This is a genomic window from Streptomyces himastatinicus ATCC 53653 (assembly GCF_000158915.1).
GTDB lineage: Bacteria > Actinomycetota > Actinomycetes > Streptomycetales > Streptomycetaceae > Streptomyces > Streptomyces himastatinicus.
This window is the reverse complement of record NZ_GG657754.1, coordinates 219,806-242,022: the sequence shown is the minus strand read 5'-3', so window position 1 is coordinate 242,022 and position 22,217 is coordinate 219,806. Positions and strand designations below refer to the sequence as shown.

The 22,217-nt window shown below is 72.2% G+C and carries 9 protein-coding genes and 2 pseudogenes; 9 read left to right on the top strand and 2 right to left on the bottom strand.

What is annotated here, in order from left to right:
• Positions 1-17 precede the first annotated feature (17 nt).
• The 7 genes and pseudogenes from SSOG_RS01025 (at position 18) to SSOG_RS00995 (ending at position 18,743) form a co-directional block, all read left to right on the top strand.
• Entirely contained in the window at positions 18-1,076 is a 1,059-nt protein-coding gene (locus SSOG_RS01025) for a FecCD family ABC transporter permease (RefSeq protein WP_009712321.1), read from the top strand.
• On the top strand, positions 1,073-2,137 hold the full coding sequence (locus tag SSOG_RS01020) for a FecCD family ABC transporter permease (protein ID WP_009712320.1): 1,065 nt from the start codon (positions 1,073-1,075) through the stop codon (positions 2,135-2,137). The genes SSOG_RS01025 and SSOG_RS01020 overlap by 4 nt, the downstream gene beginning before the upstream one ends.
• 39 nt (positions 2,138-2,176) lie before the next feature.
• A complete protein-coding gene (locus tag SSOG_RS01015) occupies positions 2,177-3,025 on the top strand; it encodes an ABC transporter ATP-binding protein (RefSeq protein WP_009712319.1) in 849 nt (282 codons plus the stop codon).
• 101 nt (positions 3,026-3,126) lie between these two features.
• Positions 3,127-4,182, top strand: coding sequence for an iron-siderophore ABC transporter substrate-binding protein (locus tag SSOG_RS01010; RefSeq protein WP_039936257.1), 1,056 nt, complete (start codon positions 3,127-3,129; stop codon positions 4,180-4,182).
• Positions 4,179-5,974, top strand: a pseudogene (locus SSOG_RS01005) (ABC transporter ATP-binding protein). Before SSOG_RS01010 ends, SSOG_RS01005 begins: the two are co-directional and overlap by 4 nt.
• Positions 5,975-6,085: 111 nt before the next feature.
• Positions 6,086-17,035 (top strand): non-ribosomal peptide synthetase, encoded by a 10,950-nt coding sequence (locus SSOG_RS01000; protein WP_009712316.1) that lies wholly within the window; start codon positions 6,086-6,088, stop codon positions 17,033-17,035.
• A gap of 7 nt (positions 17,036-17,042) precedes the next feature.
• On the top strand, positions 17,043-18,743 hold the full coding sequence (locus SSOG_RS00995) for an ABC transporter ATP-binding protein (protein ID WP_009712315.1): 1,701 nt from the start codon (positions 17,043-17,045) through the stop codon (positions 18,741-18,743).
• 13 nt (positions 18,744-18,756) lie between these two features.
• On the opposite strand, the gene SSOG_RS00990 is transcribed toward SSOG_RS00995, so the two are convergent.
• Entirely contained in the window at positions 18,757-19,857 is a 1,101-nt protein-coding gene (locus SSOG_RS00990) for an alpha/beta hydrolase-fold protein (RefSeq protein ID WP_009712314.1), read from the bottom strand.
• Positions 19,858-19,954: 97 nt separating this feature from the next.
• Here SSOG_RS00990 and SSOG_RS00985 point away from each other — a divergent pair, with 97 nt between their 5' ends.
• Both SSOG_RS00985 and SSOG_RS00980 read left to right on the top strand, forming a co-directional pair.
• Positions 19,955-21,535, top strand: coding sequence for an amidohydrolase (locus SSOG_RS00985; RefSeq protein WP_009712313.1), 1,581 nt, complete (start codon positions 19,955-19,957; stop codon positions 21,533-21,535).
• Between the two features lie 35 nt (positions 21,536-21,570).
• Complete coding sequence (locus SSOG_RS00980) at positions 21,571-22,038, top strand: GNAT family N-acetyltransferase (protein WP_050799715.1); 468 nt, start codon at positions 21,571-21,573, stop codon at positions 22,036-22,038.
• Positions 22,039-22,050: 12 nt separating this feature from the next.
• On the opposite strand, the pseudogene SSOG_RS55365 reads toward SSOG_RS00980, so the two are convergent.
• Positions 22,051-22,217 (bottom strand): annotated as a pseudogene (locus SSOG_RS55365) (acetylglutamate kinase); the annotation flags it as partial.

The following is a 22,217-nucleotide window of genomic DNA, read 5'->3' as shown; positions in this document are numbered from 1 at the left end:
GGATGACGTACTGAGACATGGGCACGACTGCAATCGAACGCCCCGTATCCGGGGGCGCCACAGAGGTCCGTCGGCGGCGGGGGATGGGGCTCGGCGCGCTCGTCGTGGTCCTCGTGGCCGTGGCGGCGCTGTCGCTGGCCGTCGGCGCACGCGCGTTGAGCCCGGCCGAGGTGTGGCACGGGCTGTTCGCCGGGCCGGACCCCGACCAGCGGCTCACCGAGATCAGGCTCATCGTGCGCACCGTGCGGGTGCCCCGGACGGTGCTCGCGATCGTGGCGGGCATCGCGCTGGGGGTCGGCGGGGCGCTGATCCAGGGATACACGCGCAACCCGATCGCGGACACGGGGCTGCTGGGGGTGAACTCCGGCGCCTCGTTCGCCGTGGTGTCGGTGATCGCCGTGTTCGGGCTCTCCGATCCGTTTCAGTACGTCTGGTTCGCCTTCCTGGGCGCGGCCGTCGCCGGTGTCGTGGTGTTCGGGCTGGCGAGCATCGGCCGGGGCGCCGGCAATCCGCTGACGCTGGCCCTGGCCGGGCAGGGGATCACGGTGTTCCTGGCGGCGATGACCACGGCGGTCGCGCTCTCGGACCAGAAGTCGCTGAACGCGCTGCGGTTCTGGAACGCGGGCTCCGTGGCCGGTGTCGGATTCGACGTCATCTGGCCGGTGACCGCGTTCATCGCGGTCGGGCTGGTGCTGGCACTGATAACGCTGCCCGCCATCAACCTGCTCAACCTCGGGGACGACGTGGCGCGGGGCCTCGGCGTGAACATCGGGCTGAGCCGGGCCGTCGGCATCGTCGCCATCACCCTGCTGGCGGGCGCGGCGACGGCGGCGTGCGGACCCATCGCGTTCCTCGGGCTCATGGTGGCCCATGTGGCGCGGTATCTGACCGGGCCGGACTATCGCTGGCTGGTGCCGTACGCGGGTCTGCTCGGGGCCGTCGTCCTCCTGGTCTGCGACATCGTGGGCCGTCTGGTGGTGCGCCCGGGGGAGTTGGAGGCGGGTGTGGTCGTGGCGCTCCTGGGCGCCCCGTTCTTCGCGGTTCTGGTGTGGCGCGGAAAGTTCAAGGAAGCATGAGCGGAACAGAAGTGAAGCGATCGGTGGTCGCGCCGGGTGTGCGGCTCGGCCAGGTGTCGTTCGTGTGGCGGCCCTGGCTGGTAGGCGTCACGCTGCTGCTGGTGGCGGCGACCTTCCTGGTGTTCTGCCTGTCCATCGGCGTGGGGGAGTTCCCCATCGGGTTGTCCCGGGTGATCGCCACGGTCCTCGGCGGGGGCGAGCGCGTCGACCAGTTCGTCATCATGGACCTGCGGATGCCACGTGCCCTGGCCGGGCTCGTCGTGGGGATCGCGCTGGGGGTGTCCGGGGCGCTGACGCAGTCCATCGCGCGCAATCCGCTGGCCAGCCCGGACATTCTGGGGATCACCGGCGGCGCCGGGGCGGTCTCGGTGTTTCTGGTGACGGTGTCGGGCGGGGCCGCCGCGGCGGTCGAAAGCACCGTGGGGCTGTCCGCGGCGGCGCTCGCGGGCGGGCTCGGCACGGGGCTGCTGGTGTACTTCCTGGCGTGGCGGCGCGGCATCGACGGGCTCCGGCTCATCCTCATCGGCATCTCGGTGAGCGCCGTGATGGAGGCGATCACGACATGGCTGCTGGTCACGGCCGACATCAAGGACGTGGCCCGCGCTCAGGCGTGGCTGGTCGGCTCGCTGGACGACCGGTCGTGGGGCGAGGTCCGTACGGCGCTGTGGTGCACGCTCGTGCTCCTGGTCGTCGCGTCGTGTGCCGCGTTCCAGTTCAAGCCGATGCACCTGGGCGACGAGGTCGCCGCGGGCCTGGGCGTCCGGTACACGGCGGTGCGGGCCGTCCTGCTGCTGTGCGCGGTGCTGCTGGCCGGTGTGGCGGTGAGCGCGGCGGGCCCGGTCCCGTTCGTCGCACTGGTGGCGCCGCAGGTGGCGATGCGTCTGGCCCGATGTCCGACGCCGCCGATGGTGGCCTCCGGTCTGGTGGGCGCGCTGCTGCTGATCGGCGCGGATCTGGTGGCGCGCACGGCGCTGCCGATCGCTCTCCCGGTGGGCGTGGTCACCGCCGCGATCGGCGGCCCCTTCCTCGTCTATCTGCTGGTGCGGGCGAACCTGCGGTAGATGATGAATACGTTGGTAAACCCGCATACAGGGGGGCTTGTGAGCACCGAGTGCATCACCGAGACCGAGGCCGGGGCCCAGGGCCTCGCACGGCTGGCGGCCAAGGACGTCACGGTCGGGTACGGCGGCCGGAACGTCATCGACGGCCTGGACGTGGCGATCCCGCCGGGCGTGATCACCACGATCATCGGCCCCAACGGCTGCGGGAAATCAACCCTGCTGCGCACCCTGACGCGGTTGCTCAAGCCGTCCAGGGGGACCGTCGTGCTGGACGGCGAGGACATCGTCAAGCTCAGGACCAGGGACGTGGCCAAGAAGCTGGGGCTGCTGCCGCAGGCGCCGGTAGCGCCGGAGGGGCTGACGGTGTCCGACCTGGTCGCCAGGGGCCGTCATCCGCACCAGAGTTGGCTGCGGCAGTGGTCGTCCGACGACGCCGGTGTCGTGGAGCGTGCGCTGGCCATGACCGGGGTGTCGGATCTGGCGGACCGCCCGGTCGACTCGCTGTCCGGCGGGCAGCGGCAGCGCGTGTGGATCTCGATGACCCTGGCCCAGGGCACCGATCTGCTGCTCCTCGACGAGCCGACCACCTACCTGGATCTGGCGCACGCCATCGACGTGCTCGACCTGGTGGACGACCTGCACGAGTCGGGCTGCACCGTGGTCATGGTGCTGCACGACCTCAACCTGGCCACGCGGTACAGCGACAACCTCATCGTGATGCGGGCGGGTTCGATCCTGGCGCAGGGGCATCCGCGCGATGTGATCACCGCCGAGTTGCTGGACGAGGCGTTCGGCCTGCGTGCCGCGGTGGTCGACGACCCGGTGGGCGACCGGCCGCTCATCGTGCCGATCGGCCGCACCCACGTTCAGCTCGACCAGATCCCGTAAAGGAATGCGCAAGTAAGGCTAGGCTAGCCTCACTTGCCGGGATAAAGTGTGTCTGCCCTGAGACGGGGCGTAACGGACAGCGCGACAGCAAGGGATTCCGGATGCTCCTCCACAGAACGACGCGTATGACGCCCGGGCGGCGGTTAGCGGCGGCACTCTCCGCCGCGGCCCTCGGCGTCGGCCTCCTCGCGGGATGTGGTTCCGACTCGGCGGACACGTCGAACGACGACGCCCCGGCCGCCGCCTCCGGCGACTTCCCGGTCACCGTGGAGCACGCGTTCGGATCCACGAAGGTCAGCCAGGCGCCCAAGCGGGTGGTCTCCCTGGGCTACACGGACGACCAGGCCATGCTGGCGCTCGGCGTCAAGCCGGTCGGCATGGTCGACCAGTACCCGAACCCGGCGGGCAAGAAGCCCGACATCAACACCCAGTGGCCCTGGGTGAAGGACAAGTGGGGCGACACCCGGCCCGAGGTCGTCATGAAGAACGGCGACTCCGGCCCCGACTACGAGAAGATCGCCGCCCTGCGGCCGGACCTGATCGTGGCGGTGTACTCCGAGATCGACAAGGCCGCCTACGACAAGCTCTCCAAGATCGCCCCGACCGTGGGCCGCACCAAGGGCGAGAAGGAGCCGTTCAGCGCCCCCTGGCAGGACAATGCGGTGCAGATCGCCAAGGCGCTGGGCCAGGAGGACAAGGGCACCGAGCTGGTGCAGGGCATTCAGGACAAGCTCGACGCGGCCAAGAAGGCGCATCCGAAGTTCGCCGACCAGAAGGCTGTCGCGCTGTCCTGGTACGAGAACTCGGTGGCGCCGTTCACCTCCACCGATGTGCGCGGACGGCTGGTGACGGGCATCGGCTTCGGCTACCAGACCGAGATCGACAAGGTCGCGGACGGAAAGTTCTTCACCGCCCTTTCCCCCGAGCGCGTCGACCTGGTCGACGTGGACCGCGTCTTCGTCATCAACGACAAGGCGGACCAGCGGGCGCTGAAGAAGTTCAAGCTGTTCACCAACCTGGACGCCGTGAAGAAGGGCAAGGTGTCGTACCTGCTGGACAGCGAGGGCCCGGCCGTCGGCGCGGCCATGTCCCAGAGCACCCTGCTGTCCCTGCCGTACGCGATCGACCAGCTCGTCACGTCGGCCGGCCGGGGGTGAGCGTCACCGACGCGCGTGCCACCCCGGCCCCGGCCACCCTGCGCACGGCCACCGGACGCGTGGCCACCCGATGGGTCACGGCGCACTGCCGCGAGGTGCCCTGGCTGACCGCCGCCACCGTGCTCACCACGGTGGCCGGGGCGGCGCTCCAGGTGCTTCCGGTGCTCCTCCTCGGCCGGGTGGTCGACGGGGTGGCCGAGGGCGAACCGCGCTCGGCCCTGGTCACGATCGGGGTGCTGATGGGGGCCCCCCCCGCTGCTGGGCGCGGCGGCCCACCGCGGTGTCGACGTATCTGATCGGGCGGCTGGGCGCGGATCTGCTCGCGCGGCTGCGGGAAGGCGCCGTCCGCGCGGTGCTGGGGATGCCGAGCGCACGGATCGAACAGGTCGGCCGGGGAGACGTGCTGTCCCGGGTCGGTGACGACGTGGCCGTGCTGTCCAAGGGCATCCGCACGGCCGTCCCCACGGTGTTCTCGGCGGGCGTGCTGGTCGTCATCGCCACGGTCGGCATGTTCGGGCTGGACTGGCGGCTCGGCCTGGCGGGCGCCGGGGCGCTGCCCGCGTACGCGCTGGCCCTGCGCTGGTACCTGCCCCGCTCCGCCCCGCTCTACCAGAAGCAGCGGGCGGCGCAGGCGGACCGCGCGCAGGCGCTGATCAGCGGCCTGAACGGGATCGACACGGTCCGGGCGTACCGCCTGGAGGGCGCCTTCCGCGAGAAGGTCACCAGCGAGTCGTGGCGGGTGCGGAACCTCGGCATCGATGTGTTCCGGTTCTTCGGCCGGTTCGTCGGCAGGGAGAACCGCGCCGAGTTCATCGGGCTGGTCCTGATCATCGTGGTGGGGTACGCCCTGCTGGAGGCCGATGCCGCCAGTCTGGGCGAGGTGTCGTCGGCCCCGCTGATGTTCCACCGGCTGTTCACCCCGCTGGGCTCCATCATGTTCACCTTCGACGAGGCGCAGAAGTCGGGCGCGAGCCTGACCCGGCTGGTCGGGGTGCTGGGGGAGGGCGCGGAGGACCGGCTGGTGGGCGGCGCGGCCGTCGCCCCGGCGGACGCCGTGCCGCATCCGGTGGCGGTCAAGGGGCTGACGTACCGCTATCCCGACGCCGAGGAGACCGTCCTCCGGGACGTCAGCCTGACGATCCCGGCCGGTGGTTCGCTCGCGCTGGTGGGCGCGACGGGCGCGGGCAAGTCGACCCTGGCCGCGCTGATCGCGGGCATCGGAACCCCGCAGGCCGGATCGGTGCACATCGGGCCGACCGACCTCGCCGGTCTGGACGAGGCCGGGGCCCGGGCCCTGGTGAGCATCCTGACGCAGGACACCCACGTGTTCTCCGGTCCGCTCGCCGACGACCTGCGGCTGGCCGCGCCCGAGGCGACCGACGCCGAGCTGATGGACGCGCTGAGCACGGTCGGCGCCGACGGATGGGTCGACGCGCTGCCCGACGGGCTGAACACCATGGTCGGCGAGGGCGGCGAGCGGCTGGACGTCACCAAGGTCGCCCAGATCGCCCTGGCCCGGCTGGTGCTGGGCCGGGCGCCGGTGGTGGTGCTGGACGAGTCGACCGCGGAGGCGGGCAGCGAGGGCGCCGCCGAACTGGACCGGGCCGTGCTGGCCGCCTGTTCGGGCCGGACCACGCTGTTCGTGGCGCACCGGCTGACCCAGGCGATGGCGGCGGACCGGATCGCGGTGCTGGACGCGGGACGTGTGGTGGAGCAGGGGACGCACGAGGAGCTGGTGGCCCTGGGCGGGCGGTACGCGCGGCTGTGGCGGGCCTGGCGCGAAGGCAGCTAGGCCACCGGGACGCCCCCGGGATCCCCCGGATTCAGCCCCCGGATTCAGATGAGGTTTTCATGACGCGGAAGGAATGCTGAGTCTTCGATGTCTTCGATGGCCGAGTCTTCGATGAGGGAACCGAGCGCGCGTCGCGTACGGCTTTCTCCCACGCGCGTTGCCGACGTACGCCGCCGGACCGGTGACTTCTCCGACCGGACCATCGCCGCGGCGTGCGCCATCGGGCTGTCGTACTGGGCGACGGGCCGCAGCCCCGACGGCATCGACCTCACCCCCGCCACCCTGTTCGCCGACGTCCTCGGATGGGTCGCCAACGGCGGTGCCACGCCCGGCGAATGGGAGGTCGGCGCGGACGGCCGGAGCATCACCCTCCCGGAGGGCGTCGTACCGGCCGACGCGCAGCTCGCGCTGGACGACCTGGCCGACTTCCCGGACCGGCCCCTCGGCACCATCGGCCCGTCCAGCGTCGCGGCGAGGCTCAACACCCTGGCCGAGTGGAACGACACCCACGCCGACCGGGTCCGCCCGACCATCGTGGAGATGTTCCACGAGCAGGCGCGGACCAGGCCCGACGCCATCGCCATCGTCGACGAGCACCGCTCGCTGACCTACCGTGAGGCGGCCGACCTGGCGGGCGGTCTTGCCCGCCAGCTGCTCGACCGCGGACTCCGCCCCGAACAGGTCGTCGGCATCTCCCTCGGCCGCTCCGCCGACATGGTGATCGGGCTGCTCGGCGTCCTCCAGGCCGGGGGCGCGTTCGTCCCCCTCGATCCGCAGTGGCCCGCCGCGCGCCGCGCCGTCGTCATCGCCGATGCCGGGGTCGTGATGCAGCTCAACGACTCGGGCGAACACGCCCCGGGCGAACCGGAGGCCGTGGCCGTCGACCTCGGCGACTGGCGCTTCGGTTCCCGCCCCGCGGAGGACACCGGGGTCACCGTCGACGGCAGCGCACTGGCCTATGTGATCTTCACGTCCGGTTCGACCGGGCGGCCCAAGGGCGCGATGATCCGGCACGAGGCGATCAGCGAACGCCTGCTGTGGCAGGTGAACGAGATCCTGGGCTTCGGCCACGACGACGCGTCCCTGTTCAAGGCGCCGCTGTCGTTCGACATCTCCATCAACGAGATCTTCCTGCCGCTGGCGTCCGGCGGCAGACTGGTGGTCCTGCGCCCCGGCGGCGAACGCGACCCGCACCATCTGCTGAGCGTGATCGCCGAGCAGCGCGTCACCTTCACCTATCTGGTGTCGTCCATGCTGGACGTGCTGCTGGAGATCGCGGGTGACTCCGGACGGCTGGACAGCCTGCGGCACGTGTGGTGCGGCGGAGAGGTGCTGACCCCGGAGCTGTACGAGCGGTTCCGCACCCGGCTCGACATCCCGCTGTACCACGGCTACGGCCCGGCCGAGACGACGATCGGCGTCTCGCACGTCATCTACCGGGGCGCCGCGGAGCGGCTGTCGACATCGATCGGCAAGGCCAACCCCAACACCCAGTTGTACGTACTGGACGACGAACTGCGCCCGGTCCCGGTCGGGGTCGGCGGCGAACTGTACGTGGGAGGGTTCCTGCTGGGGCGAGGGTACATCGGCGCGCCCGGGCTGACGGCGTCCCGGTTTGTGGCCAACCCCTTCGCGACGGACGGATCCCGGCTGTACCGGACCGGTGACCTCGCGCGGTTCGCCCCGGACGGATCGCTGGACTTCCTCGGCCGGGCCGACAACCAGATCAAGATCCGCGGTATGCGGCTGGAGATCGAGGACGTCGAGGTCGGTCTCGCGGAGCACCCCGGGGTACGGCACACCTGCGTCGTCGCGAAGAAGAACGCGGCGGGCGGCACCTACCTGGTGGGCTATGTGATCCCGGCCGCCGGGAGCGAGGAGCTGCGCGCGGACGAGGTCAGGGCGTGGGCCACCGAGCACATGGTGGAGTACATGGTGCCCGCCCACGTCGTCGTCATGAAGGAGTTCCCGCTCACCGCGAACGGCAAGCTCGACCGCCGCGCGCTGCCGGAGCCCGAGATCGGGCGGGGCTCGCTCGTCCCGCCCACCACCGAGAACGAGCGCGTGGTGTGCGCGGCGGTGGCCAAGGTGCTGCGGCTGGACGAGGTCGGCGTCGACCAGGACTTCTTCCAGCTCGGCGGGGACAGCCTGCTGGCGATCTCGCTGCTGAGCGCGGTGCGCGACGCGGGCCTGCACCTAACGGCACGCCACATCTTCACCCACAGCACCGTGGGAGCGCTGGCGGCGGTGGCGCTCGATGAGGACACCGCCACCGTGGACGACGGTGATGTCGCGACCGGTGCCGTCGTGGGATCGCCCATCGTGCAGTGGCTCGCCGAGACCACGGACGCGATCGACGGCTTCGTGCAGTCGGTCGTGCTGAACACCCCCGCGGACCTGACCGCCGACGCCCTCGATGCTCTCCTCACCGCCGTGATCGGGCGGCACGACATGCTGCGCGCCAGGCTGGTGCGCGGCGACCGCTGGAGTTTCGACATCCCGGAGGCGGGTCAGGCCGTCGCGTGGCAGGAGAGCGACCGGCCACTCGACGAATGTGTCGCACTCGCCACCGACGGGCTGGACCCGGCGGGCGGCGTGATGCTGCGTGCCGTCTGGCGACGCGAGTCACGGCAGCTGGTCGTGGTCGTCCACCATGTGGTGATCGACGGAGTGTCCTGGCGCGTCCTCATGGACGACCTGGCCACCGCGTGGCGGCAGTTCGCCTCGGGCGCGCCGATCGAGCTGCCCGGGGTGGGCACGTCGTTCCGGCGCTGGACGCAGTTGCTGGAGCAGACCGCGTTCGACGCCGACCCCGCGTACTACCGCCGTCCCCTGCCGGGCGCGGACGGACCCGTGGGCAGGCGCGCGCTGTCCGGGGCCGACACCGTGGCCCGGGAGCGGGTGCGGACCGTTTCGCTCGACCCCGAGGTCACGGCCGCGCTGCTGGGCGAGATTCCCGCGAAGTTCCACGCGGGCGTCAACGATGTGCTGCTGACCGCGCTCGCCGTCGCCCTCGCCCGGTGGCGCCGCGACCTCGGACAGGACCAGACGTTCGCGCACATCGAACTGGAGGGCCACGGCCGCGAAGGACGCTTCGTGGCGGACGCCGCCGGATTCGAGCCGGAGCTGTCGCGGACCGTGGGCTGGTTCACCACCCTGTTCCCGGTGACCGTGGACCCCGGCGCGGCAGCCGACTTCACCGCGCCCGCGTACCTGGCCGCGGCGCTCAAGGCGGTCAAGGAAGACCTCGCCCGCGTGCCGGGCAACGGCCTTTCCTACGGTGCCCTGCGCTATCTGCACGGCACCGAGTTCGACGCGCCCGCCCCGCAGGTGCTCTTCAACTACCTGGGCCGCTTCGACGCGGGCGCCTCCGGCGACTGGCAACTCACAGGTGCCACCGGTCAGTTGGGCGAGAAGCGCGACCCGAGGATGCGGCTGCCCCGCGCCCTGGAGTTCAACGCGATCACCGAACCCGCCTCGTCCGGCGACGACGAACTCGTCACCACCATCTCCTGGCCCGACGGGATGTTCACCGACGAGGACATCGCGACGCTCGGCGAGTACTTCCGGGGCGCCCTGGCCGGGCTCGCCGCGCTCGACCGGGGCGGCCACTCGCCCAGTGACTTCGCCCCGGTGGCGCTGACCCAGGCCGATGTCGACGCCCTGGACGGCCCGGCGCTGCGCGACATCCTGCCGCTGACCCCGTTGCAGGAGGGCCTGTACTTCCACTCGGTCTACGACGACTCGGCGGGCGCGTACGTCGAGCAGCAGCTGCTGACGCTGGACGGCGAGGTGGACGCGGACCGGCTCGCGGCGGCGGCCACCCGGCTGCTCACGCTGTACCCGAACCTGGCCGCGCGGTTCACGGCCCTCGCCGACGGCCGCGTGGTCTCCGTACTGGAGAGCGGTGCGGAGGCGCCCTTCACCACGCTGGACCGTCCCGGCATCACCGACGACGAGGTCCGCGCCCTGGCCGAGCGGGACCGCCGCGCCGGATTCGACCTGGCCACCGGACCGCTGATGCGCTACACGCTCATCCGCGGGGGCTCCGGCCGGAACATCCTGGTGCAGACCGTGCACCACATCATCGCCGACGGCTGGTCGGTGCCGCCGATGCTCCGTGCGCTGCTGGCCGAATACCACGCGCCGGGGACCGGGTACCCGCGCGGCGGCTTCCCCGACTACGTACGCCACCTCGCCGGACGCGACGACGACGAGAGCGACCGGGTGTGGCGCGATCAGCTCGCCGAACTGCCCGGCCCCTCGCTGATCGCCGAGGGTCACACCCCGTCCGACCGGTTCGCTGATACCGCCATGGTGCCGGAGGACGACATCGACGCGGCCGTCCGGGCGGCCGGGGTGCCGCTGAGCGTGGCCGTGCACAGCGCCTGGGCGGTGACGCTGGGCGGCATTCTGCACGGACGGGACGTGGTGTTCGGTTCCACGGTGTCCGGGCGGGACGCGGAGGTGCCCGGCATCGAGGACATGGTGGGTCTGTTCATCAACACGATCCCCGTGCGCGCCCGCTGGGCCGGTGCCACCACGGCCGGCGAGCTGCTCGCCGCCGTGCGGGAACACCAGAGCGCGGTGCTGCCGCACCAGCATGTCTCGCTGGCGAGGATCGGCCGTCAGGCCGGGGCGGGCACGCTGTTCGACACCCTGGTGGTGTTCGACGTGGCGACCGAGGTGGCCGCGCTGCGACGGCCCGGCGACACGCTGGTCATCGCCGACATCGTCAACGAGGGCGCCCCGCACTACCCGTTGACGCTGGTGGTCGAGCGCGCGCTCGACGGCCGTCCGCGCTTCAACCTGATCTACGACGGCGAACTCCTGCGGGAGGCGACCGCCCGGGCGGTCCTGCGCACGTTCACCCGGACCCTCACCGGCCTGCTCACTCGGCCGGACACCCCGGTCGACGACCTGGCGCCGGAGGGCGACGCCCGGCGTCCCGCGTCGCCGGTCACCCCGACGACCCTGGGCGCGCTGTTCGACGCCGCCGCACGCCGCGACCCGGCCGCCACCGCCGTCACCCGGTGCGATCTCGACGGCGGCACCCGGTCACTGACCTACGGCGAACTGGCGGACGCGAAGAACGCGCTGGCCTCGGCCCTGCGCGCGGCCGGGGTCGGGCCGGGCCGGCGGGTCGCCGTCGCGGTCCCGCGCTCCGTCGAGCAGGTCGTCGCCCTGGTCGCGATCGTCAGCGCGGGCGGCGCGTACGTACCGCTGGACCTGGCGTACCCGGACGACCGGCTGGAGTACCTCCTCGCCGATGCCGCCCCGCAGGTCGTCCTGGTGGACCGTGAGCAGCGCGACCGCTTCACCCGGCTGCTGACCCGGGCAGGCGTGGCGGCCCGTGTGCTGGTGCAAGGGGACGAGCGGCCACCGGCCATCACCGAGCCCGGGCCGGAGGCCACCTGGCACGACCCCGCGTACGTGATCTACACCTCCGGATCGACCGGTAGGCCCAAGGGCGTCGTCGTCCCGCACTCGAGCGTGGTGTCGCTGCTCGCGAACACGCGGTCCGACATGGACTTCGGCCCGCAGGACGTATGGGTCCAGTTCCACTCCTTCTCCTTCGACTTCGCGGTGTGGGAGCTGTGGGGCGCGCTGGCGCACGGGGGTGAGCTGCTGGTGCCGGAATACGGGCTGACCCGCTCGCCGGTCGACTTCCACCGGCTGGTCCGCGAACGCGGGGTGACCGTGCTCAACCAGACCCCGTCGGCGTTCTACCAGTTCATCGAGGCCGACCGGTATGCCGACGAGCCGTTGCCCGCACTGCGCCGGATCATCTTCGGCGGCGAGGCACTGGACCTCGGGCGGCTGCGCGGCTGGGTCGAGCGGCACGGCACCGGATCGCCCGAGCTGGTCAACATGTACGGCATCACCGAGACCACCGTCCATGTCACCCACCGGGTGCTGACCGACGAGGACTTCGGCGCCGGTGGCGACGTCAGCCCGATCGGCGGCCCGATCCCCGGCCTGGTCACCTATCTGCTCGACGACCGGCTCCGGCCGGTGCCACCGGGCCGGGTGGGCGCCATCTACGTCGCCGGCGATCAGGTGTCGCTCGGCTATCTGGGCAGGCCGGGGCTCACCGCGGGCCGGTTCGTGGCCGACCCGTTCGCGGGCGACGGCTCCCGTATGTACCACACGGGCGACCTCGCCGTCCGCACCCTCGACGGCGAGCTGGAGTTCACCGGCCGCGCCGATGACCAGGTCCAACTCAAGGGTTTCCGCATCGAGTTGGGCGAGGTGGAGTCGGCGGTCAGGGGGCTCGACGGCGTGGTCGACGTGGCCGTCACCGTGGCGGACGGCGGCGACCATCTGGTCGCCCATGTCGTGGGCCGGGTGCCGGGTGACTTTGCCGAGTCGCTGTCCGCGAAGCTGCCCGTGCACATGGTGTCAGCCCGGGTGCTGCCGGTCGACGCCCTGCCGCTGACGGTCAACGGCAAGCTGGACCGTAAGGCCCTGATCGAGCGCGCCCGAAGGGGCGCGGGACTGTATCCGAATGCGGCTCCGCCGCGGGGCGCGACCAGCCACGACGCACTCGCGGACGAAGACGCTGCTGTGGCCGCACTGCCCGTGCTCGTCGACATCTTCGCCGAGAGCCTGCCTGGCTCCGCCGTGGACGCTGACACCGACTTCTTCCGCGCCGGAGGCGACAGCATCGTCGCCATCACCGTGATCAACCGGGCCAGGGCGCTCGGTCTGCCGATCGTGCCACGGGACGTGTTCCTGTACCGGACACCGCGCGCACTCGCCGAGCACTTGGGAACGCGTACCCCGAAGGCCGAAGCTCCCGCCTCCGTCCGCCGCGCGGACGGCCCGCTCCCGCCGACGCCGATCATCCTGCGCCAGCGGGAACTGGGCGGATCGCTCGCCCGGTTCGCCCAGGCCAGAACGCTGGTGGCACCCGAGGGCACCGGGCTCGCCGACGTCGAGCGCGCCGCGAACGCCATCGTGGCCGCACACCCGGCCCTCCGGCTGCGGCTGCGCGTCGAGCACGGGGTGTGGGCCCTGCGTACCGAGCCCGCCCCCGAGATCACCGTCGTGACGACGGACACCACCGACGCCACAGCCGTGGCGAACGAGGCCGCCGGACGGCTCGACCCCGAGTCCGGGAACGTGGTCGCGTTCTCGTGGCAGGAGGCGAGCCGGACCCTGGTGGTCACCGCGCACCACCTCGCCGTCGATGCGGTGTCCTGGCTGATCCTGCTGGACGACCTGGCCACCGCCCTGCGCGGGGCGCCTCTGGCCCCGCCGACCACGTCGTACGCCGAGTACGCCGAAGCGCTGACCCTCCGGTCCGTCCAGGACATCGACGGCCTCGGGACGTGGGTGAACGCGCTCCAGGCGCCCCAACTGCTGCCGACCATAGGCGAGTTGCGCGAAACCATCGTCGTGCTCGCGCCCGAGGTGAGCGACCGCGTGACGCGCACCGCGCCCGCGGCCCTCGGCGTCGGTCTCACCGAGCTGCTGTGCGGCGCCCTGCGCACCGCGCTGACCCGCGTCCAGCCGTCGCCCGCCGATCTCGCCGTCGACCTGGAGCGGCACGGCCGGGTCCCGGCGCTGGAACACCACGACTACACCCGCACCGTCGGCTGGTTCACCTCCATCGCGCCCGTACGGCTCAGCGCGCACACCGACCCCGTCGCGGCGGCGTACGAGGTGGCCGAACGCCAGCCGGACGAGCGCGGACACCTCGCCTACGGGCAGCTCAGATACCTCAACCCGCAGACGGCCCCGCTGCTGAACGCCCGCCCGCAGGTGCTGTTCAACTACCTCGGCCGGGGCGACGAGTCCCAGGCGCCGCGTGTCATCGGCGGTGACCAGGGCAGCCCGTACGCCGTCGAGGTCAACGCCTGGACCGACGCGGCCACCGGAAGCCTGCACGCGGACTTCACCCTCGCCGCGGGCATCCCGGACGAGATCGCCGAGCACTGGCGGAGCGCATTGGAACACCTCGCGGACGCCTCCGTGACGGCCGAGCGCACAGCGCCCGTCACCCCGCTCCAGCGGGGCCTGTTCTTCCAGGCGCAGATGGCGGGCCCGGCCGGACACTATGTCGCGCAGAGCTGGTTCACCTTCGACCGGCGCCTGGACACCGACGCGCTGGCCGAGGCGATGGCGTACGTGATCGCGCGGTATCCGGTCGTGGGTGCCGGATTCGCCACCGACGACGACGGAAACCCGGTCCAGGTCCTGGGAGCGGGACGGCGAGTCGACGTCCGTACGGTCTCACTCGCCACGGACGCGGAAGTCGACGCCCTGCGCGCCGGGGACCGCGACACCGGATTCGATCCGGGGGAGCCGCCGCTGATCCGGCTGACCGTGGTGCGGTTGCCCGACGACCGTGACGGGCTGCTGCTCAGCTACCACCTGCTGCTGTGGGACGGCTGGTCCCGCGAGATCGTGCTGCGGGAGCTGTTCGACGCCTACCAGGCCGTCCTGGCGGGCGAGTTGCCCGAGCCGACCCCGGCCACGCCGAGCTTCGAGGACCACGCCCGGGCGCTCGACGCCAGGGACCCCGCCGTATCGGAGCGCTTCTGGGCGGAGCACCTGGCTGGGCTCCCCGGCCCGACGCTGCTCGCCGGAGCGGCGCCGTCCCTCACCGACGGCCTCCCGGCCACGCTCGTGCACACGCTGTCCGCCGAGCTGTCGGAGTTGCTGCGGGACGCGGCCAGGGCGTACGGCGTCACGCTGAACTCGGTGCTGACCGGCGCGTTCGGCCTGCTGCTCGGCGCCCATACGGGTCGCGGCGACGCCGTGTTCGGCGTGACCGTCTCCGGCCGGGAGGGCGAGGGCCTGGACGGCATCGTCGGCGTGCTCCTGAACACCGTGCCCCAGTGGACGCGGGCCCGGCCCGACGACACGGTCGGCGCGTATCTGTCGGCCGTGCAGACCGCCAGGGTCGAGGCGATGGAGCACGAGCACCTGGGGCTCGGCGAGATCCAGCGGGCCAGCGGGCACGACACCCTGTTCGACAACCTGTTCGTGCTCCAGAACTTCCTGGACATGGACCGGTTCGCCGAGATGAACGCCCGGCACGGCATCACCTCGGTGAAGGCCGACGACTCCACCCACTACCCGTTCACCTGGGTCGTCACCCCCGGCGACCGGCTCACGGTCAAGTTGGAGTACCGCGACGAGGACAGCGCGAACGCCCACCGCCTCCTCGGCGACTATCTGCGTGTGCTCGAAGACCTGGCCCGGGCCACCGGGCCGGTCGGCGCGCTGCGCGGCCTGGGACCGGAGCCCGCGCGGGGGGAGCGGACGGACATCGGCACGGACACCGTGGTCGACCGGTTCGACCAGGCGGCGGACCGCGACCCGCGGCGGGTGGCGCTCGTCGCCCACGGCTCGACCATGACGTTCGCCGAACTGCGGGACCGCAGCCGCGCCGTGGCCGGTGTGCTCGCGGAGCGCGGCATCGGCCCCGAGACGACCGTGGGTCTCGCGATCCCGCGCTCCCTCGACTCGATCGTGGCGCTCTTCGCCGTGCTGCGCGTCGGCGCCGCGTATGTGCCGCTGGAGCTGGACCACCCGGACGAGCGGATCGCCGCGATCGTCGCGGACGCCCGCCCCGAGGTGCTCCTCACCGTGAGCGCCGTATCTCCCCGCCTGACGGGCGAGCTGATCGAGCTGGACCGTCCGCTGCCGGACGCCGAGCCGTACGTGACGTTCGCGCCGGACGACCCGGACCGGCTGCGGCACCCCGCGTACACGATCTACACCTCCGGCTCGACCGGGAAGCCCAAGGGCGTGGTGACCGAGTACGCCGGGCTCACCAACATGCTGATCAACCACCAGCGCCGGATCTTCGAACCGGTGCTGGCCGAGCACGGCCACCGGGTCTTCCGGATCGCGCACACCGTGTCGTTCGCCTTCGACATGTCGTGGGAGGAGCTGCTGTGGCTCGCCGACGGCCACGAGGTGCACATCTGCGACGAGGAGTTGCGCCGTGACGCGCCCCGGCTGGTCGAGTACTGCCTGGAGCACGGCATCGACGTCATCAACGTGACCCCGACCTACGCCCAACAGCTCGTCGCAGAGGGCCTGTTGGACAACCCGGAGCGACGGCCGCCACTGGTGCTGCTGGGCGGCGAGGCCGTCACGCCCACGCTGTGGCAGCGGCTCGCCGAGACCGAGGGGACGGTCGGCTACAACCTGTACGGACCCACCGAGTACACCATCAACACCCTCGGCGTCGGCACCTTCGAATGCGAGGACCCGGTGGTGGGTGTGGCCATCGACAACACCGATGTCTACGTACTGGATCCGTGGCTGCGGCCGCTTCCCGACGGGGTCCCCGGCGAGCTGTACGTGTCGGGCATCGGCATCGCGCGCGGCTATCTCGGGCAGCCCGCCCAGACCGCCCACCGCTTCGTGGCGTGCCCGTTCGGCGCACCCGGCGAGCGCATGTACCGCACCGGGGACCTGGTGATCCGGCGGCCCGACGGCAACCTGATGTACCTGGGCCGCACCGACCAGCAGGTCAAGATCCGAGGGCACCGGGTCGAACTGGGCGAGGTCGAGGCCGCGTTCGCCGCACACCCGGCGGTGCGGTTCGTCGCCGCGGTCGCCCAGCCCGATCCGCAGGTCGACGGCGCGTACCGGCTGGCCGCCTATCTGGTGCTGGAGGGGGCGGAGCTGGCGGCGGTCGCGTCCGAGGTGGGCGCCGGGCTGCCGGACTTCCTGCGGCCGACGCACTACGCCCAGGTCGACAGCATCCCGCTGACGGTCAACGGGAAGGCTGACACCAAGGCACTGCCGGAGGCCAAGCCGCTGGGCGCGCTGACCACGGTGGGGGAGCGGGGGCCCGAGACCGGGACCGAGACCGTGGTGTGCGAGTTCTTCGCCGAGGCACTGGACCTGGACGACGATGAGGTGAGCGCGGTGAGCGACTTCGTGTCCCTGGGAGGACACTCCATGCTGGCGGTGCGGCTGATCGGGCTGCTCCGCCGGGAGTACGGCCCCGTGATCACCATCCGAGACCTGTTCACCCTGCGAACCCCGGAAGCGATGGCTCGCCACCTCGATGCCCGTCACAACGATGCCTGAGTCCTCGATGACCACTCCTGACACCCAGCGGCCCCGGCCGGGGTCCGACATCCTCCGGACCGCCCTGCGCCGCAACATCGGCGCCATGGCCGGGGGCACCGTCCTCATGGGCCTGTACCAGGCGGGTGAGACGGCCTTCCCCATCGCGCTCGGCCTGATCGTGGAACACACGATGCGGGACCGGAACCTCGGCGCGCTCGGCCTGTCGATCGCCGCGCTTGCGGTGATCATCACGACGGTGTCGCTGTCGTGGCGGTTCGGGATGCGCATCCTCCAGAAGGCCAACACCACCGAGGCGCACCGCTGGCGGGTGAAGGTCGCGGGCTGCGGACTCCAGCCGGTGGCCAGGGACATGGACCTCAAGTCCGGCGAGGTGCTGACCATCGCCACCGAGGACGCCGACCAGACCGCCGACATCATCGAGGTGGTGCCGCTGCTGATCAGCTCGCTGGTCGCGGTGCTGGTCGCGGCGGTCGCGCTGGGCCTGGCCGACGTCCGGCTCGGCCTGCTGGTGATCGTGGGCACCGTCGCGATCCTGTCGGTCCTGAGCGTGCTGTCCAAGCGGATCGGCTCCAGCACCCGCGAACAGCAGGCCCGGGTGGCGCGGGCGGGCGCCAAGGTGGCCGACCTGATCACGGGCCTGCGCCCGCTGCACGGCTTCGGCGGCAACCACGCGGCGTTCCGCTCCTACCGCAAGGTCAGCACGGAGGCGAAGCACCAGGCCATCACGGTCGCCAAGGTGAACGGCGTCTACGCGGGCACCGCGCTGGCCCTCAACGCGGTCCTCGCCGCCGCCGTCACCCTCACGGCGGGCTCGCTGGCGTGGAGCGGCCGGATCAACATCGGGGAACTCGTCATGGCCGTGGGGCTCGCGCAGTTCATCATGGAACCCCTCAAGCTGTTCTCTGAGATGCCGAAGTACGTGATGATGGCGCGCGCCTCGGCCGAGCGGATGGCGTTGGTGCTGGCCGCGCCGCCGGTGACGGCCCCCGGGCCGGGGCACCCGGCCGCGGGCGGGGACCTCGACGTCGACTGCGTCCGCTACGGCTCCCTGCGCAGGCTGAAGTTCACGGTGGCCGCGGGCGAGTTCGTGGCCATCGCCCCCTACCAGCCGCGCGCGGCGGCCGACCTGGCGTCGGTCCTGGCCGTCAACGTCCCGCCCGGCGCGTACGAGGGCGTGGTGCGGGTCGGCGGGGAGGAACTGGCGGACCTGTCGATCGAGGAGGTCCGCGGGTACCTGCTGGTGAACCCGTACGACGGGGAGATCTTCGCGGGCACCCTCCGCACGAACATCGACCCGTCGGGCACCAGCGGGATGGTGCCCGAGGCCGTCGAGGCGTCCATGCTGACCGATGTCGTCGCCCTCCACCGGGAAGGGCTCGACTACGGCGTCCGCGACCGCGGCGCGAACCTCTCGGGCGGCCAGCGCCAGCGGCTGTCCCTGGCACGGGCGTTGGCGGCCGACACCGACGTCCTCGTCCTGCACGATCCGACGACGGCGGTCGACGCGGTCACCGAACAGCTCATCGCGCGCAACGTGGCGAAGCTGCGCCGGGGCCGCACCACCGTCGTCATCACCAGCAGCCCGGCCCTCCTGGACGCGGCCGACCGGGTCCTCGTGCTGGACGACGGCGTCATCACCGCCGAGGACACCCATCGCCGTCTCCTCGCCACCGACGAGGGGTACTGCGCGGCGGTGGCGAGGTGAGCCCAGGACGCGCCTAGCCCAGCGCCCAGGCGACGTCCCTGAGCAGGGCCTGCCGCCAGCCCGCCCGGTCGTGGCCGGACGCCGACCGCGAGACCCGTACGGTCGCGCCGCCGCGTTCGGCCAGGGTCTCGGTCAGCGCGCAGTGGGGGAGCATCGCGGTTTCGTGTTCCCCCACGTCGAACGCGACGCGCAGACCGGACAGGTCAGGGCGCTCCCGCAGGCGCGCGGCGAGGGTGCCGCCGACCGGGCCGCCCAAGGGGTCCGGCAGTTCCGCGGCGCCGGGCGTCCACCAGAACGACCCCGACTGGCAGGCGATACGGGACACCAGGTCCGGGAACTCCAGCGCCGCGTACACCGCGCTCAGCCCGCCCAGGCTCTGCCCGGCGACCACCAGCCGGTCCGGGTCGGCGGGCACGCCGGACTCCGCGACCAGCGGCAGGAGTTCGTCCCGGATCGCCTCCCACAGCTCGGGCCGGCACGCGAACTCGGCCTCCCGGTCCGTGGCCGGGAGGAAGACGAGCGTGACGGCGGGCATCTCGCCACCGGCGTGGGCCGCGTCGAACGCCGTCATGGCCGGGTGCAGATACAGCCAGTCGTCCCCGTCGAGCAGCAGGACCACGGGCCCGCCGCCGCCCACCGGGTGGACGCGCACGGTGCGCCGCCCGCCGAGCCGTTCGCTGCTCCAGCGGATCCGGGTGCGGGGGAGGGGCAGGACGTCCGTGGCGCCGACGGCTGGCCAGTGTGGCTGGGCCGGGGCGTCCGGGGTCGCGGCGATGGACCGGTCGCCACCGGTGCCGACCGGGTTGAACGGATCGGCGTGCGCCGCGTCGTCCACGAGGAACTGGTAGGTCACCCGCAGCCGCGCGGGCATGCGCACCTCGGCGTACCAGCAGTCGGTGTCGCCCCACCGGCGCAGGGGTACCGGCTCCGACCAGCTCTCGAAGCCGAGGACCGCCGGGGACCCGCGCCACAGGAACAGGGTCACCCAGCCGCCGCCGTCGGCGGGTAAGGACGCGGGTGTCCCCGCCGCCGCCCAGAACTCGTCGGTGCCGGGTGTGCCGGGCAGTCCGAACTCGACGAAGGTGCTCTCCTTGCCGGACGTGCCCAGGCGCATGAACGTCTCCTTGTGAGAGGGAAGGGACACAGATAAGCTCCTGACAATTAGGCGAGCCTAACCTAAGGTTGCGTTCACATCAGGAGAACCCTGACCGATGCTCTGCACCAGACTGACGAACGCGCGGTTCGTCACCATGGACCCCGACCATCCCGTCGCCCACGACCTGGGCGTGTGGCGGGGCCGGATCGTGGGCCTGGACGAGGCCGTGACCTCCCTCCCCGCCCGCGAGGTGATCGACCTTCAGGGCGCCACCGTACTGCCCGGGTTCATCGACGCCCATGTGCACCTGGCCTGGACGGGCTTCAAGCGGAACACTCCGAGCATCGCGGGGTGCACACGGGTCGAGGAGGTGCTCGCCCTCGTGGAGGAGACCGTCACCCGGCGGGGCGAGCCCGGCGACTGGGTGAGCATCGCCGGTTACGACCAGCGGGCCCTGGGCCGCCATCTGACCGCCGCCGAACTGGACCGGGTCAGCCACGGGCGCAAGGTGTTCATGCTGCACGACTCCGGCCACGGCTGCGTCGTCAACTCCGCCGTCCTGGAGCTGCTCCCGGCCGGCCTTCCGCATGAGAACGGCTTCCTGGCCGAGGCCGCCATGGGCGCCGCCCGCGCGCTGCGTCTGCCGCACTCCCAGGCGGACCTGGCCGAGGCGATCGGGCGCGCCGCCCGGACCTGCCTGGCCGAGGGCGTCACCACCTGCGCCGAGGCGGGCATCGGCGGCACCCTCTTCGGCCACAGCCCGGTCGAGCTGGGCGCCTATCAACTCGCCCGCGAAGAGGGTCTGTTGCCGCTGCGGGTCCAGCTGATGGTGTCCGCCGACCGGCTGCGTACGGTCGCGGCGCACGAAGCCGACGGCATTCCCCGGGCCCTCGACCTGGGCCTGCGCACCGGGTTCGGCGACGACCGGCTCTCGGTGGGCGCGCTGAAGGTCTTCACCGACGGCGGGATGATGGCCCGGACCGCCGCGCTCAGCAGCCCGTACGAAGGGCTGGACCACGCGGGCGAGGTGCAGGACGACCCGGAGGTGCTCGCGGACACGATCGTGGACGGCCACCTGGCCGGGTGGCAGCTCGCCGTCCACGCGATCGGCGACCGCGCGGCCGACATCGCCCTGGATGCCCTGGAGCGGGCCCAGCGGCTCCGCCCCCGCCCCGGCGCCCGTCACCGCATCGAGCACGCGGGTCTGATCCGCCCCGACCAGCTCCCGCGCTTCGCGCGACTCGGCGTCAGCGCGGTCGTCCAGCCCCACTTCCTGCGCTCCTTCGGCGACGACTACGCGGCGATCATGGGCGAGGAGCGGGCGCCCTGGCTCTACCGCGGCAGGGCGTTCCTGGACCACGGCATCCCCCTCGTCGGCAGCTCCGACCGCCCCGTCACGGACGGATCTCCGCTGCGGGCCGTCCAGTTCATGGTCGAGCGGGCCTCCGGGTCCGGCCAGGTGATCGGCCCGGACGAGGGCATCACCGTCGACGAGGCCCTGTACGCGTACACGGTCGCGGGCGCGTTCGCCTGCCGCCTGGAGGACAGCGTGGGAAGCCTCACCCCGGGCAAGCGCGCCGACCTGGTGGTGCTCGGCGACGACCCCCGGCGGGTGGGCGCTTCGCGTATCGGGGACATCGAGGTGGTGGCGACGTACGTCGACGGCCGCGAGGCGACCGGGAAGTCGGCGTCGTGAGCGCTACGTCGGCGGTGGTCGTACGCCGTGCGCCGATGTTCCACGTGCGCACCGCCCGTCCGGAGGACGCCGCCGAACTCGCCGCGCTGTCCGGGCCCTTCGTGCGCTCGGGCGCGTTGCGGGAGCGGCCCGTCTCGCTCTACGCCGCCCACGCGGCCGACTTCCTCGTGACGGAGGCCCGCGACGGCACCGTCGAGGGCTGCGTGGGCCTGCGCGTGCACTCCGCCGCGCCGGGGGAGGGCCGCGGATCCGTGGGCGTCGTGTACAACTTCTGCGTGTCCGGGCGGAGGCAGGGAAGCGGTGTGGGAGCCGCGCTCCTGCGCGCGGTACTGGCCAGGGCGCGCGCCCAGTCGCTCGATGCCTTGTTCACGGCGACGACCGGCGGTGGCGGCCTGTTCCTCCGGTACGGATTCGTCCCCACGGCCGTGCGCCTGGCGCCTCCGTCCTGGGCGGAGTCGCTGGATCCCCGGCGCAATGCGCGGATCCTCGCGCGGAGCCTGTGACCGGAATCGGCGTCAGCGGTGGGGCGTCACGGGGCTGCGGTCCGGCACCACGGTGGTGCCGTGGCCCGTCTCGCCGAGGGCGCCGCGCAGCACCGCGTGCGGCACCCGGCCGTCGAGCACATGTGCTCCGCGTACGCCGCCCCGGACGGCCCGCAGACAGCCCTCCATCTTCGGCAGCA